Origin of the sequence: Pedobacter superstes, assembly GCF_037622515.1 — a bacterium.
GTDB classification, from domain to species: domain Bacteria; phylum Bacteroidota; class Bacteroidia; order Sphingobacteriales; family Sphingobacteriaceae; genus Paradesertivirga; species Paradesertivirga superstes.
In genome coordinates this window covers 935,525-950,893 of record NZ_JBBJCN010000001.1, presented here as the reverse complement: position 1 = coordinate 950,893, position 15,369 = coordinate 935,525, and the positions used below count along the sequence as shown (strand labels likewise).

At 38.5% G+C, this 15,369-nt stretch carries 13 protein-coding genes; 6 read left to right on the top strand and 7 right to left on the bottom strand.

Annotated features, from left to right (window positions below):
• Nucleotides 1–93 precede the first annotated feature (93 nt).
• The gene (locus tag WG906_RS04125; RefSeq protein ID WP_339991254.1) at nucleotides 94–681 is read right to left on the bottom strand and encodes an RNA polymerase sigma factor; all 588 of its coding nucleotides are present in this window, start codon (nucleotides 679–681) and stop codon (nucleotides 94–96) included.
• A 253-nt stretch (nucleotides 682–934) separates the two neighbouring features.
• Here WG906_RS04125 and uvrA point away from each other — a divergent pair, with 253 nt between their 5' ends.
• The 5 genes from uvrA to WG906_RS04100 all read left to right on the top strand — a co-directional run bounded on the left by uvrA (nucleotide 935) and on the right by WG906_RS04100 (nucleotide 7,389).
• Nucleotides 935–3,733, top strand: coding sequence for an excinuclease ABC subunit UvrA (uvrA, locus tag WG906_RS04120; RefSeq protein ID WP_339991253.1), 2,799 nt, complete (start codon nucleotides 935–937; stop codon nucleotides 3,731–3,733).
• A gap of 64 nt (nucleotides 3,734–3,797) precedes the next feature.
• Nucleotides 3,798–4,748 (top strand): sulfite exporter TauE/SafE family protein, encoded by a 951-nt coding sequence (locus WG906_RS04115; RefSeq protein ID WP_339991252.1) that lies wholly within the window; start codon nucleotides 3,798–3,800, stop codon nucleotides 4,746–4,748.
• A 381-nt stretch (nucleotides 4,749–5,129) separates the two neighbouring features.
• Nucleotides 5,130–6,299, top strand: coding sequence for a trans-sulfuration enzyme family protein (locus WG906_RS04110; RefSeq protein WP_339991251.1), 1,170 nt, complete (start codon nucleotides 5,130–5,132; stop codon nucleotides 6,297–6,299).
• Entirely contained in the window at nucleotides 6,296–6,715 is a 420-nt protein-coding gene (locus tag WG906_RS04105; RefSeq protein WP_339991250.1) for an OsmC family protein, read from the top strand. The genes WG906_RS04110 and WG906_RS04105 overlap by 4 nt, the downstream gene beginning before the upstream one ends.
• A 140-nt stretch (nucleotides 6,716–6,855) precedes the next feature.
• Nucleotides 6,856–7,389 (top strand): YceI family protein, encoded by a 534-nt coding sequence (locus tag WG906_RS04100; RefSeq protein ID WP_339991249.1) that lies wholly within the window; start codon nucleotides 6,856–6,858, stop codon nucleotides 7,387–7,389.
• Nucleotides 7,390–7,441: 52 nt separating this feature from the next.
• Here WG906_RS04100 and WG906_RS04095 read toward each other — a convergent pair whose 3' ends face one another.
• From WG906_RS04095 to WG906_RS04070, 6 genes are all read right to left on the bottom strand, one after another.
• Entirely contained in the window at nucleotides 7,442–8,518 is a 1,077-nt protein-coding gene (locus tag WG906_RS04095) for a DUF2157 domain-containing protein (RefSeq protein ID WP_339991248.1), read from the bottom strand.
• 31 nt (nucleotides 8,519–8,549) lie between these two features.
• A complete protein-coding gene (locus tag WG906_RS04090) occupies nucleotides 8,550–9,518 on the bottom strand; it encodes a bifunctional riboflavin kinase/FAD synthetase (RefSeq protein ID WP_339991247.1) in 969 nt (322 codons plus the stop codon).
• 71 nt (nucleotides 9,519–9,589) lie between these two features.
• Complete coding sequence (truB, locus tag WG906_RS04085; RefSeq protein ID WP_339991517.1) at nucleotides 9,590–10,261, bottom strand: tRNA pseudouridine(55) synthase TruB; 672 nt, start codon at nucleotides 10,259–10,261, stop codon at nucleotides 9,590–9,592.
• A gap of 44 nt (nucleotides 10,262–10,305) precedes the next feature.
• The gene (locus WG906_RS04080; RefSeq protein WP_339991246.1) at nucleotides 10,306–11,091 is read right to left on the bottom strand and encodes an undecaprenyl-diphosphate phosphatase; all 786 of its coding nucleotides are present in this window, start codon (nucleotides 11,089–11,091) and stop codon (nucleotides 10,306–10,308) included.
• A gap of 9 nt (nucleotides 11,092–11,100) precedes the next feature.
• A complete protein-coding gene (locus WG906_RS04075; protein WP_339991245.1) occupies nucleotides 11,101–11,334 on the bottom strand; it encodes a DUF3098 domain-containing protein in 234 nt (77 codons plus the stop codon).
• 2 nt (nucleotides 11,335–11,336) lie between these two features.
• Nucleotides 11,337–12,215 (bottom strand): cell division protein FtsX, encoded by an 879-nt coding sequence (locus tag WG906_RS04070; protein WP_339991244.1) that lies wholly within the window; start codon nucleotides 12,213–12,215, stop codon nucleotides 11,337–11,339.
• Nucleotides 12,216–12,443: 228 nt separating this feature from the next.
• Between WG906_RS04070 and leuS the strand changes: the two genes are divergently transcribed.
• A complete protein-coding gene (gene leuS / locus WG906_RS04065) occupies nucleotides 12,444–15,239 on the top strand; it encodes a leucine--tRNA ligase (protein ID WP_339991243.1) in 2,796 nt (931 codons plus the stop codon).
• Nucleotides 15,240–15,369: the final 130 nt, after the last annotated feature.

Genomic DNA, 15,369 nt, shown 5'->3' with positions numbered 1-15,369 from the left:
AGCAATGCCGTTTAAATGTTTTTCGGTGAATTAATATACCAATTAAACGGCATTGCAAATCTAATATTTTATAACAAATTTATTTTTTTGAAACTAGTTGATTTTCAGGCTCATTTCTTTTGTTTGCATCATTTTTCGAAGATTATTTAAAGCATAACGCATACGTCCAAGTGCGGTATTAATGCTTACCTGCGTAATATCAGCGATTTCTTTAAAGCTTAAATCTCCGTAATGACGCATAATCAGAACCTCCTTTTGCTCCTCCGGTAATAACTGGATAAGCGTTTTTAAGTCTTTATGAGTCTGATCCCTGATCATTTTATCTTCGATGCTTTCATCATAAAAGCCCAGTACATCAAAAATGTCAAAGCCATCGCCACTGGTAATAACCGGCGTGCGTTTTTCCTTACGGAAATGGTCAATAACTAAATTGTGTGCAATGCGAAGTACCCAGGGTAAAAACTTACCCTCTTCATTGTACTTTCCGGCTTTTAAAGTGTTAACTACTTTAATGAAAGTATCCTGAAAGATATCTTCTGCCAAATACTGGTCTTTTACCAGCATATATATAGATGTGTAAACTTTGGATTTGTGTCTGCGAATCAGCTCTTCCAAACTTGTCTCTTGACCGGTTATGTACATATGTACTAACTCCTGGTCATTTTTACCCTGAAGCTTCATAGGACTCCTATTTAAATTCCCCTTAATTAATTGTAGTAATAAGTTATTTAAGTAGAGTTGTGTCTATAAATTTCTCCTTTTAATTTAAAACTGTGTAATCTGTGTAAGTGTGTATATCAAATATAAGCAAAATATTATATGTACAAACATTAATTTAAAAAAACTTACACTAATTGGTAGTATTTTTGAGCGAAAATAACCCGTATATATTACCTATTATAATAGTATACGAGAAAAAGTTCAGAAAGGTTTCATGAGTACAGAATCAGAAAAAGATCCTAAAAAATATATTATAATTAAAGGTGCCCGGGTTCACAACCTTAAAAATATCGATGTAGCCATTCCTAAAAACAAGCTGGTGGTTATTACCGGAATGTCTGGTTCTGGTAAATCGTCTCTGGCTTTCGATACGCTGTATGCAGAGGGACAGCGACGCTACGTAGAAAGTCTGTCTTCATATGCCAGACAATTTATGGGCCGGATGAATAAACCGGATGTAGATTATATTAAAGGTATTGCCCCCGCTATCGCTATAGAACAAAAGGTGATCACCAGTAATCCCCGGTCTACGGTAGGAACATCTACAGAGATTTATGATTACTTAAAACTTTTGTTTTCGAGGGTAGGGAAAACGTATTCTCCTGTATCAGGATTGGAGGTTAAAAGAGATTCGGTTACCACAGTTGTGAATTTTATCTCTGCTTTACCGGAAGAAACTTCTGTAACTATATTTTGCCCTCTTCATCCACACAGTAACCGCTCAATTAAAGAGGAATTAGCTGTACTGTTACAGAAAGGGTTTTTACGTGTTTATTTTCATGACAAGCTTTCAAAAATCGAAGATTTGCTGGAAGATGAATCGCTGATTAACCATAAGCTTATTGATGCTGAGACACTAAAGATTGTAATAGACCGAATTTCTGTCAACCATGAGGAAGAAACTATAAGTCGTATGGCGGATTCTGTTCAAACTGCTTTTTTTGAAGGAAAGGGCGATTGTTATGTTGAAGAGAATACTAACAGGCATTTTTTCTGCGATAGGTTTGAACTTGATGGGATAAGATTTGAAGAGCCTACACCTAACTTTTTTAGTTTTAATAACCCTTACGGTGCATGTAAGAGATGTGAAGGATATGGCAAAGTAATAGGGATTGATGAAGACTTAGTTATTCCTGATAAAAATAAATCTGTTTATGATGGAGCGATAGCGCCGTGGCGGGGCGAAAAAATGAGAGAATGGCTGGACGTTCTGCTGAAAAATGCACTAAAGTTTGATTTTCCCGTTCACCGTTCTGTCAATCAGCTTACAGAAGAACAAAAACAATTATTGTGGACCGGGAATAAATATTTCAGAGGTTTGGATGAGTTTTTTAAGCACCTGGAAGAACAGACCTATAAAATTCAATACAGGGTAATGCTTTCGCGGTATCGCGGAAAAACTAATTGTCCCGAATGTAAAGGCAGCAGATTGCGCAAGGATGCTACATATGTTAAAATAAACGGTCAATCAATTACTGATATCGTTTTAATGCCATTGGATAAGGCTCATTATTTTTTTCAAACACTTGATTTGGGCGAAAATGAGACAAAAATTGCTAAGCGTTTGCTTGCTGAGATTGGTAACAGAATAGGCTTTTTAAACAATGTAGGCCTAAGCTACCTTACTCTTAACCGCCTTTCAAATACTCTTTCCGGGGGCGAGTCTCAGCGCATTAATCTTGCCACTTCTTTAGGAAGCTCATTGGTAGGTTCAGTTTATGTGTTGGATGAACCCAGCATTGGGCTGCATCCTAGAGATACGCAAAAGCTTATTGGTGTTTTGAAGTCGTTACGGGATGTCGGAAATACTGTTTTGGTAGTGGAGCATGAAGAAGAAATTATGAACGCTGCAGATTACCTGATTGATATCGGTCCGGAGGCCGGTACTCATGGTGGCAATCTTATTTTTACGGGGAATTATGCGGAGATTATCAAAGATGAAAACAGTCTTACCGGCAGATATCTGAGCGGAAAAGAAAAAATCGATATTCCTGTAAGCAGGAGAAGGTGGAATAATTTTATTGAAGTAAAGGGTGCAAGAGAGAATAATCTACAAAGTATTGATGTTAAGTTCCCTCTTAATGTGTTTACCTGCGTTACCGGAGTGTCGGGATCGGGTAAAACCTCCCTGGTGAAACGGATTTTGCAGCCCGCTATTCAAAAAGCAATAGGTCATTATTCTGGCGAACAAACCGGTGCCTATGATGAATTAACCGGTGATTTTAATATGATCGAACAAGTTGAGCTTGTTGACCAGAATCCAATCGGAAGATCCTCCCGTTCTAACCCGGTTACCTATGTAAAAGCCTGGGACGAGATTCGTAATCTTTATGCTTCACAGGCATCTGCAAAAGCAGCGGGCTTAAAACCTGCCGCATTCTCTTTTAATGTTGAAGGCGGGCGCTGTGATGTTTGTCAGGGAGAGGGTGAGGTTAAAATTGAAATGCAGTTTATGGCGGATATTTACCTCACTTGTGAAGCGTGTGATGGTAAGCGCTTTAAACAGCACGTTTTGGATATTACATACCTGGAAAAAACAGTTTCGGAAGTTCTGGATCTGACCATAGATGAAGCTATAGAGTTCTTTAAGAATGAACCCAAGATTATAGCAAAAATGCAGCCACTGGCAGATGTGGGTCTGGGTTATGTTCATCTTGGACAATCCTCAAATACGCTCTCCGGCGGAGAGGCCCAGCGCATTAAACTGGCCTCCTTTCTGATTAAGGGAAATAATAGTCATAAAACACTCTTCATTTTTGACGAACCAACAACTGGTTTGCACTTTCATGATATTAAAAAATTATTAAAATCGTTCAATGCTTTGTTAGATCAGGGCAATACAATTTTGGTTATTGAACACAATATGGATGTAATTAAGTGCGCAGACTGGGTGATTGATATTGGCCCTGAGGGCGGAGATAGAGGAGGGCAGCTAATATTTGAAGGCATTCCCGAGGATCTCATTAAGAAAGAAGAGTCATTTACAGGGCAGTTTTTGAAAACTCATTTTTGAGAAATTAAAACTGTTACCCTAGCTATCATGTATACTTTGTATTTTTGAGGCTTGATTTACCGAAATGGAGATAAGCACTAGTGAGGAGCCGGAAATAATAGTTCAGGAAGACACGGTCGTTACAAAGCCTGAACTGCGTAAAACGAAGTTAATATTAACAATAGCTTCATTAGTCTTAATATTAATAGCAATTGTACTGCTTTGGGTCTATGTTCCTTCTTTTAAAACGTATTTTTCGGATATCCCTGTCCATTTTTATTATTTCCTGGTAGCGGGTTTTATTTTTGCGATGATCGATGGGGCAATAGGTATGTCTTATGGCGTTACCTCCACAACCTTTAGTCTATCTATGGGTATTCCTCCTGCTTCTGCCAGTACGGCCGTACATTTATCAGAGATACTGAGCAATGGAATTGCAGGTCTGATGCATTACAAAATGGGTAATGTAAATATTAAGCTTTTTAAGCTACTGGTAATTCCCGGTATTATTGGAGCCATGATAGGGGCCTTTCTTTTATCCTCACTCGAACATTATAGTAATTATACCAAACCGGTAATTTCTATATATACTCTAATCCTTGGAACCGTCATTCTTATTAAGGCTTTTAATCTGAGAAGAAAAAGGGGAGAAGTAAAGAGGAAGAAGAAAATAAAAAATATTTCAGCATTGGGCTTTGGAGGAGGATTAATTGACGCGGTAGGTGGCGGTGGCTGGGGATCAATCGTTCTGTCTTCTTTAATTGCCGGTGGCCGGCATGCCCGGTTCTCATTAGGTTCGGTTAAAGCATCCCGTTTTTTTGTGGCCTTTATGAGCTCCTTAACTTTTATTACCATGTTAAAAGGACTTCACTGGGAAGCGATAGGCGGTTTGGTAATTGGCAGTGCTATTGCATCTCCAATTGCGGCACGTGTATCGAATCGGATTTCCGCCAAAAGTATTATGGTGGCCGTCGGGGTGATAGTTATTTTAGTGAGTTTGAAAAGTATTATCACTTTTATATTGAAGATGATATAAAGGTTTGGCAACCTTTTAGGAAGTTGTCAAATCTTATAAAAATCGGTGATTTAATTCCATCATTAAATTTAAAGCCAGTTTTTTTCTATCATTATACTTTTCTTATTGATATTGACATAAGTTCTCTATAATATTTCTCGAAATTTAATAGATCGGTAAACCACTCTATTACCTCTTCCATTTTTAATTTACTTGGGTGATCTGAGCTATTGCATACGACTGAAAGAACTTTCTGAATTGATGGCTTACAACATCATGAGTGGATTTATCAGATTTGATATTTGACAGGTTTATAAAAGTTGTCAAATCTTGTATAAACCATAGTTCTCGAATCTTTTTTGACACAAATTTTACCCTAATCTTCCGTAAGTTTGCCTTCTGATGAAAGAGCAATCTAAATTAATACGAAATCAAGCAGCACGCAGTCAAAACAGGGAGCATTCGGTTCCCTTATACCTCACTTCCAGCTTTATCTTCGATGATGCGGAACAGGGGAGAGCTGTTTTTGCGGACGAAATTCCTGGGAATATTTATTCCCGTTATTCAAACCCAAATACCTCTGAGTTTATAGATAAGGTCTGCGAACTCGAAGGTGCAGAGGCCGGATTAGCTTTTGCTTCAGGTATGGCCGGCGTATTTGCTTCATTGGCAGGTTTATTGAAAAGTGGCGATCATATTCTTGCCTGCCGCTCAATATTCGGCTCAACGCATCAGTTGCTTAATCAGCTGTTCCCCCGCTGGGGAATAAGCTACACTTATGTCGATGCTTCTAAACCTGAAGATTGGGAAGCGGCTATCCGGCCCGAAACAAGAATGATTTTTTTGGAAACCCCATCCAATCCTGGTCTTGAATTGGTTGATTTAGAATGGCTTGGCGGATTTAAAAAGAAATATCCTAACATCATTATAAATGTAGATAACTGCTTTGCTACTCCGTATTTGCAAAAGCCTATTCAATACGGAGTTGATTTGGTGAGCCATTCGGCTACTAAATACTTCGACGGACAAGGTCGTGTTTTAGGTGGAGTTGTTGTCGGGCGAGCTGATCTGATAAAAGAATTAATGTTCTTTATCCGGCATACCGGCCCTGCTATGTCTGCTTTTAATGCCTGGATATTTTCCAAAAGTCTGGAAACTCTTACTATTCGGATGGATCGTCATTGCAGTTCCGCCTTAAAGCTGGCTGAAATGTTAGAAGAGCATCCGGAAGTTGAACAGGTACGTTATCCTCACCTGCCTTCACATCCTCAATATGAACTTGCGAAACGTCAGATGAAACAGGGAGGCGGAATCGTGACATTTAATATTAAGGGTGGTTTCGAACGTGCAAAGCAATTTCTTGATGCTTTGGAAATGATTTTAATTTCTTCAAATCTGGGTGATTCAAGAACGATTGCAACTCATCCTGCTTCAACAACCCATTCAAAATTAAGTGAAGAGGAGCGTGGCGCCATTGGTATTCAGCCGGGTAGCATACGTATTTCGGTAGGACTGGAAGATGCTGAAGATATTCTCAACGATATAAAACAAGCCTTAGATCATTCAAAATGAAAGTAGAATTAAAAAGAATTAACGATGCCGTACATTTTGAAGCATCAGGTTCTGAAAATGTAAAAGTGCAGGTAGATGGTTCTGAAGCAATTGGTGGTCAGGGGCTGGGTGTCAGACCTATGGAATTAGTGCTTATGGCGCTTGGTTCCTGCAGCTCATTTGATTTACTTACCATATTAAAAAAACAAAGACAGGATATCGACGATGTTTCGGTAAATGTTGAAGGAGAACGTGCGGATGGAATTCCTTCTGTATTTACTAAAATTCACATGGATTTTAACCTGACCGGCAATGTAGACCAGGCAAAGGCTGATAAGGCCGCAGAATTGGCTGTTAAAAAATATTGCTCAGTTCATGATATGCTTGCTGCGGGCGGGGTCGAAATAACCTATGCTGTCAATCTGAAAAGCACTTGATTTTTGGCACTTTTTGTGCTCTGTTTAAGCCTTTAGAAGGAATAATTTCCATTTTTAAAGGCTTAAGTTTTTTACCGTGCAATTACATGTTTAAACATGTAATTGTCGTCATTTGTATTGTGAAATAAAACATAAAGATTATGGCAACAACTACCTGGGTGTTAGATCCAACCCATTCAGAAATTCAATTTAAGGCAAAGCATCTTGTAATCTCTACCGTTACTGGTAATTTTAAGAGCTTTGATGGAAAAGTAGTTTCAGAAAATGAAGACTTTACCGATGCCAACATTCATTTTACTATTGATGTGGCGAGTTTAGACACTAATCAGCAACAAAGAGATGATCATTTGCGCTCGGCCGATTTTTTTGAGGCTGAAAAGTATCCGCAAATCGAGTTCAAGTCGACTGCTTTCAAAAAGGTTAGTGATGCTGAATATTCCCTAACGGGAGATTTAACTATTAAAGAGACCACTAAACCCGTTACATTCAAAGTAGAGTATGGAGGTTCGGCGACAGATTTTTACGGGAATTTAAAGGCTGGTTTCGAGGTTGTGGGTAAGATAAGCCGTAAAGATTTTGGCTTACAATGGAATGGAGTTACTGAAGCTGGCGCTATAGTAGTGGGGAATGAAATTAAATTAACCATGAACGTTCAGTTCTCGAAAGAAGGATAATTGTTTTCTGTATCAAAGAGCCATTTGTTTTTATCAACTAATGGCTCTTTAATTATTTCAGATCCTTATTCTGAGTTGGTGCTTTACTGGAAAATAGTTCAATGTTCCAGATTTTTTCTGCCTTACGCCCAATTAGCCAGAAAGATATCGCCAGGATTCCGAAAAAAATTGCTTTGTCTGTTCTGTCCCATAAATATTCGAAGTAACGTGTATAAATATTGATCAGAAGAAATGTAATTCCAAATTCACGGGCGATTTCATCTTTTCTCTTTAAGCCATAGATGATAAAACCTATTGAAACCAGGGCAGAAATAATTCCATAATAAAAAATATCCGATTGCTTAACAGTAAACCAGTCTTCTAAATTTCCAAAATTTCCAAAAATGGAGAGCAACCACAGCGAAATGAAAAGATATAATAAACCTATTATGTAAGTGGCGTCTCTGAACATTTCCAGCACCTTAACCCGGTAGAGGTTAAATCCTGCAAAAGATAAAAAAGCCCCGAAAAATACAAACCTTAAAGGGTAGTTCATTCTCAGAAAATAATCCCGCCAGGCAGTTTGATACCCAGTTTCAGTTCCAAACCAACTGCCCAATGAAATTAATGCAAAGGCCCAGATTACCTGCGATTTATACTTCCACGCTAAAATGCTATAAACAACAACAGAAAGAAGAAATAAGATAGAAAAATGGCCCGAACCATTATCAAATGCCTTACCCAGAAATGCGATTGAACTGGCCGTAAACAGTACAGCAATAAAAACGGTGGCTTCATTACTAAACACTTTTTCAGGATATACCTGTTTGCTTTTTTGTCCGCGATAATATAACCATGCCGCCAATGCTGCTGATATTAAACTTATAACAATATCCGGAGTGTCTGAAATTTTTTTGAGCAGGTTGAGCACATCGTCATCTATAACCAAAGAGGCGAAGGCGATAAGGCCGCATGCAAGAGCCACCCAGAAAGAATATTGGGCAAGGCGGCGCCAGTCAAACTCTTTTATATCGTAAGTGTTTCGAAGTCGTTCGGCAGTTTCAGAATTTACAATACCTTCATTGTGCCAATGATTAATGGTATTGTTTAAAAAATCAGCTTCCTGTTTATCGAGGTTTAGTTTTTTCAAAACATTAGTTTATCCCAAAAATTAGAATCGGTTAAGATAACAAAGTTATAGCCGATTTTTTATCATTTGTGATTTGAACTTTTAATGCAGTAATATTATCAAATCGAATGTCATCTCGTATAAAATGATGGAATTCAACGCTAATGTACTGACGATAAATATCCTGCGAAAAGTCAAAAATGTTTACTTCTATATTTCTTGACATCCCGTTAATGGTGGGCCGGTTTCCTATATAGGCCATCCCCTTATAAATCTTATATTCCGGATTTTCAGGTTGTGGATTAGAACTTTGAGATTCAGCCGGTATTTTAACTTTCACGGCGTAAATACCGTCAGCAGGAATAAGTTTATAGTTTTCTTCAATTAATAAATTTGCGGTTGGAAAACCCAGTGTTCGCCCTAACTGATCTCCTTTTATCACTTGTCCGAATAAACTGAAAGGATATCCCAAAAAATCATTCGCTGTTTCTACATCTCCTTTTGCCAAAGCCTGCCGTATTTCGGTCGAACTTACAGCAACATCGTGAATGTCCTGTTCCGGAATTTCCTCTACCTGGTAATGATATTCGGAAGCATACTTTTGTAACTGATGCAGGTTGCCCTCCCGGTCTTTACCAAAATGATGATCATAACCAATTATGATTCTGCTCGTGCCTATTTTATCGACCAGAATTTGTTTGATATAGGTTTCTGCGCTTAGATTGGAAAAATCCCTGGTAAATGGAGTAATAATCAGATGATCGACACCAAGCTTTTCCAGAAGTTGAGCCTTCTCATTAATAGTTGTAATCAGTTTCAGATTTACATCTTCCGGATTAAGAATCATCCTTGGATGGGGAAAAAAAGTAAGGATTACGCTTTCTCCGTTAATTTGTTTTGCAACTTCGGTTAAACGTGAGATGATTTTACGATGGCCGATGTGAACTCCGTCGAAAGTTCCAATGGTAACTACCGCATCCTTTACTTTTTGAAATTCATTCAGATGTCTGTAAACCTTCATTAGGCGGCAAAGATATTGAATTGTAATGCATCATTATAATCGTTGGATGACTATAATGGATTTTTATAAAATCAGTCTGTGACTTTATTCTCTTTTAAACTCTTTACATGATTTACAAATTCCATCACTTCGTACGCATTATCTACATGAAAATTCCCGCTGCGGGTCCTTCTCAATTTTGAAAGATAAGCTCCGTTATTTAAAAGTTTTCCGAAATCATAAACCAGTGAACGAATGTAGGTTCCCTTACTGCACACTACTCTGAAATCAACCTCTGGTAGTGAGATGCGGGTTATTTCAAATTCTGAAATACTCACTTTACGTGATTTTAATTCTACAGTTTCTCCTCTTCTGGCTTTTAAATACAGGCGCTCTCCATCTACTTTTACTGCTGAATGTGCTGGCGGGAACTGTTCTAAATCTCCGATGAAATTTTTACAGTTTTCTTTGATTTGCTGCTCTGTAAGGGAGCTGATGTTAAAAGTTGCATCAATCTCAGTTTCTAAATCATAAGAAGGAGTGGTTGCGCCTAAAGTCATCGTTCCGGTATATTCTTTATCCTGCGCCTGGAACTCGTCGATTTTCTTTGTGAGCTTTCCTGTGCAGATAATTAATAAGCCGGTTGCTAATGGATCCAGGGTTCCGGCATGCCCCACTTTTAGTTTCAGGGGCTTAAAAGAGTTTCTTATTTTTCCTACCACATCGAAACTGGTCCAGCGGTAAGGTTTATTTATTAAGAGCATTTCGCCTTCTGCGAAATTAAAATCAGGAAAGGTTTTTTCAGACACTATACAATTTTCAATTCGTAACCCAGCATATACAGAAGAATAATAGCAACGCCTACTATAATCCGGTAATATCCAAAAACTTTAAAACCATATTTGGTAACATAGCTCACAAAAGATCTGATGGCTAATAAAGCTACAACAAAAGCGACAATATTACCTATTAGAAGCACATTGAGGTCTTTTGATTCAAAGCCGGTTTCTTTATAATATTTCAGCATTTTATATCCTGTCGCCGCAAACATGGTGGGTACAGCCAGAAAAAAAGAAAATTCTGCGGCTGCTTTCCGGGTTAGTTTCTGACTTAATCCTCCAATTATCGTCGCTGCGGACCTGGATACCCCGGGAATCATGGCAATGACCTGGAACAAGCCTATAGAGAAAGCTTCGCGATAATTAACATCAAAATCTATTTCTCCGCCTTTAAACCATTTGTCTACAAAGAGAAGAATTATCCCTCCTAATACAAGCATTGCCGCTACTACAAGCACATTCTCAAGGAGCATGTCGATATAGTCATTCAGGAGAAAGCCTACTACCGCAGCTGGCAAAAACGCGACAAATAATTTGTAATAGAAATCGAAAGATTTAAAAAATCGCCGGCGATATAAAACTATAACAGATAAGATAGCACCAAACTGAATGGCAACATTAAACATCTTAACGAAGGGATCGGTTTCAATACCCATCACAGCCGAGCCAATGATCATGTGCCCTGTCGAGGATACAGGGAGAAATTCAGTCAACCCTTCTATAATAGCAAGGATGATTGCTTCGAAAATATTCATAAGAGAAGGTTACTTGCGCTTTTTTAGAATTGCAAAGAAACCAATGCCGAAACCAATAAGAACTACAATAGGAGCCAGAATTATTTTGCGGAAATCATAAATGTCTGTATCACCTATCATAAGGATAAATCCAAGAGCTACAACAGCAATACTGATAAGCATGATCCGGTAATTGCTTTTTCCAAATACAAATTGTACAGGGGCGCTTTCAGTGGCGGTACTTGTTGTTTTTTTTTGTGTCATTATCATCTGTAAAGGGCGTTAATTTTTAAACGTAAGTATTTGCTTACTGCGAAATAGGTGCTAAGGAATGAGATCAATATGCCAATTGCCAGAACTCCGAGAAATACCATAATGAACTCTCTCCAGTTTCTTAAAATCACTAATTCCGGAATCTGCTGCTGAGCAACATATAAAGTAATCAGCAGCAATATAATTGCGATAAGTGAGCCTAATAAACCATGTAAAACTCCATAACCTAAAAAAGGTTTTCTGATAAAGCCTTTGGTTGCGCCAACTAATTGCATGCTTTTTATCAGAAACCGTTGTGAATAGATTGAAAGTCGGATGGTATTATTAATCAGGGCAATTGAAATAATTAATAATACGCAGGCAAATCCCAGAATAACGAGACCAATTATTTTTATGTTCTGGTTAACCATATCTATCAGAGATTTTTGATAAATAACCTCTTTAACCAGTGGGTTTTTTGTTAGCTGATTGCTGAAAGTTTGTATGCTGGCATTATTGGCGTGCTCCGCTTTCATGTAAATATCGATAGAAGAAAGCAATGGGTTATAGCCCAGGAATTGAACAAATTCCTCGCCTAAATCTTTTTGCAGGTTTCGTGCGGCAAGCTCTTTACTCACATATTGAGAATTTAATACGTATGGATGTGCGTCTAATTGCTTTTGTAGAGCAAGTACGTCTACTTCTTTTGCGCCATCACTTACAATAATGTTCAATACAATGTTTTCCTTTACATAATTAGAAAGATTCTTTGCATGAACCATTATAAGGCCTAATAAACCTATCATCAATAATACTAAAGCAATACTGATAACTGTGGATATGTAAACGGTTTTAGTCTTTTTAGCAGCAGAGCTGCTTTCAAATTCTTCCATAATGCCTGTTTAGAATATGCGAAATTAAAAATTAAAGGATAGAAACGTGAAAAAAGGATAGTTAATATCTGTTAAAATAAATAAAGAGAATTCCGGCTCAATATCCTTGATTGCCATTCAATGTCTTTTTCCCTTACGCTGAAGCGGTTCTTTTCTATAGAATCATAAATAATTCTTCTCGTCAAATCCTCTCAATTTTAGTATTTTCGCAACCCTACAAATAACAAAATGGATTACCAGTTTAGAGACTTAGAGAATAAGTGGCAGCAGTTTTGGGCCCAAAAGCAGACCTATAAAGTTGATAACACCTCTTCAAAACCTAAATATTATGTTTTGGATATGTTTCCCTATCCCTCCGGTGCGGGCTTACATGTGGGACATCCGCTGGGCTATATTGCTTCAGATATTTTTGCACGTTATAAACGCCTTAAAGGCTTTAATGTATTGCATCCAATGGGTTATGACTCTTTCGGGTTGCCAGCAGAGCAATACGCTATACAAACCGGTCAGCATCCTGCTTTGACCACAGAACAGAATATCGCTACATATCGTCGTCAGTTAGATCAGATTGGTTTTTCATTCGACTGGAGTCGTGAGGTAAGAACCAGTGATCCGTCCTATTACAAATGGACGCAATGGATTTTTATGCAATTATTTAATTCATGGTATAACCTTGAGTCGGATAAAGCAGAATCTATACAAAAGCTGATCGGGCATTTTGAAACTAAAGGGTCTGAAGGAATTCATGCAGTTTCTGATGAAGAAGTTCTGAACTTCTCGGCCGATGAATGGAAACAAATGACCGAAATTCAGCAGCAGCAAGAACTCTTAAAATATCGGTTAACATTTCTTAGAGAAAGCACCGTAAACTGGTGTGCAGCCTTAGGGACTGTTCTCGCAAATGATGAAGTTAAAGAAGGCGTTTCTGAGCGTGGAGGCTATCCCGTCGAACAGAAAAAAATGATGCAGTGGAGCATGCGCATTACTGCTTACGCTGATCGCTTGCTTCAGGGGCTTGATCATATCGACTGGCCGGACCCTTTGAAAGAAATGCAGCGCAACTGGATTGGGAAAAGTACCGGAGCATCAGTAATTTTCCCTCTTGAAAAAGGTGATGGAGCAATTGAAGTTTTCACCACCCGTGTCGATACCATTTTCGGAGTTAGTTTCCTGGTTATTGCTCCAGAGCATGAATTGGTTGCATCTCTAACAACTCCCGATCAGAAATCCCAAATCGACGAGTACATTGCTCAAACAAAAAAGAAGTCGGAACTAGATAGAATGGCCGATGCAAAAACTGTGTCGGGAGCATTTACCGGAAGTTATGCGGTAAACCCTTTAAACGGTACTAAAATTCCTGTTTGGATTGCCGACTATGTGTTGGCAGGCTATGGAACAGGAGCCGTAATGGCAGTCCCTTCCGGCGATCAGAGGGACTGGCTCTTTGCTAAATATTTTAATTTGCCGATAATCCAGATACTGGATGCCCAAAAAGATATTGAGCATGAAGCGGATGCTACAAAAGAAGGCCGTTATATTAATTCTGACATTATAAATGGTTTAACCTATCAGGAAGCTATTCCACTTTTAACTCAAAAACTGGAACAGCTGAAAGCTGGCAGAGCCAAAATACAATACCGCATGCGCGATGCCATTTTTGGGCGCCAGCGTTATTGGGGTGAACCTGTGCCGGTTTATTTTAAGGATGGGCTGCCTTACTTAATAGCGGAAGGTGATTTGCCTTTGGTATTGCCTGAAGTAGATAAATACCTTCCGACAGAAAGCGGCGAACCTCCTTTGGGAAGAGCGAAAGATTGGAAATATAAGGATCGGTATGAGTACGAATTAAGTACGATGCCCGGATGGGCAGGATCAAGCTGGTATTGGTACCGTTATATGGCTTCTCCCGATGAACGCAGCGAAAGTGTATTCGCCCCTCAATCAGCTATACAATATTGGAAGGACGTCGATCTGTACATCGGTGGGTCTGAACACGCAACCGGGCATCTGCTCTACAGTCGTTTCTGGAATAAATTTTTGAAAGATCTTGGTTATGTGATCGAGGAGGAACCTTTTAAGAAGCTGATCAATCAGGGAATGATCCAGGGAAGGTCAAATTTCGTGTACAGGCTTATTGATGAAGAAGGAAAAGGGACAAATACATTTGTATCAAACGGATTAAAAGATCAGTATAAAACATCAGCAGTGCATGTAGATGTTAATATTGTTGAAAATGATATTCTTGATTTAGCAAGGTTCAGAAGTTCCAGAGAAGAATATGCAAACGCAGAATTCATCTTTGAAAATGGCAAATATATCTGCGGCGTAGAAGTTGAGAAGATGTCAAAATCGAAGTTCAATGTTGTAAACCCGGACGATATCATTGAACGATATGGAGCTGATACCTTGCGTTTATATGAAATGTTCCTTGGTCCTTTAGAGCAGAGTAAACCATGGAACACCAACGGTATTGAGGGAGTTTTCAAATTTCTGCGTAAGCTTTGGAGACTGTTTCATGACGAGCAGTTTAATTTTAAGGTTTCTGAAGAAGAACCTGGTAAAGCAGAGCTGAAGTCATTGCATAAGATCATTCGTAAAGTAGAGGAAGATATTGAACGTTTCTCATTCAATACTTCTGTTTCAAGTTTTATGATCTGTGTAAATGAACTTACCGATCTGAAATGTTCCAAACGAAAAATCCTTCAGGATCTGGTAATAGTACTTGCACCATACGCACCGCATATCACTGAAGAGTTATGGACTCTTTTAGGGAATGAAGCAGGCAGTCTTTCTTATGCTTCCTACCCGGTATTTAATCCTGCTTATTTGGTAGAGAATGAGTTCGCTTACCCCATTTCCGTTAACGGAAAAATGAAGATGAATTTAAATATGTCTCTTGCACTGGAGGTCCCTGAAATCGAGAAGTTTGTGTTAGAGAATGGAGACGTTCAAAAGTATCTTGACGGGAAATCGCCTAAAAAGGTAATTGTGGTGAAAGGTAAAATAGTAAATCTGGTTGTGTAGTTTTAAATAACACTCATATTTAAAAAAGCGGTAGGATATTCTTATCGCTTTTTTACTTTCTGCCCAGAACTTTAAGCAAAACACTTGTAACATTCAGTCTATCTTTGCGACTAATTACCAAAATACGATA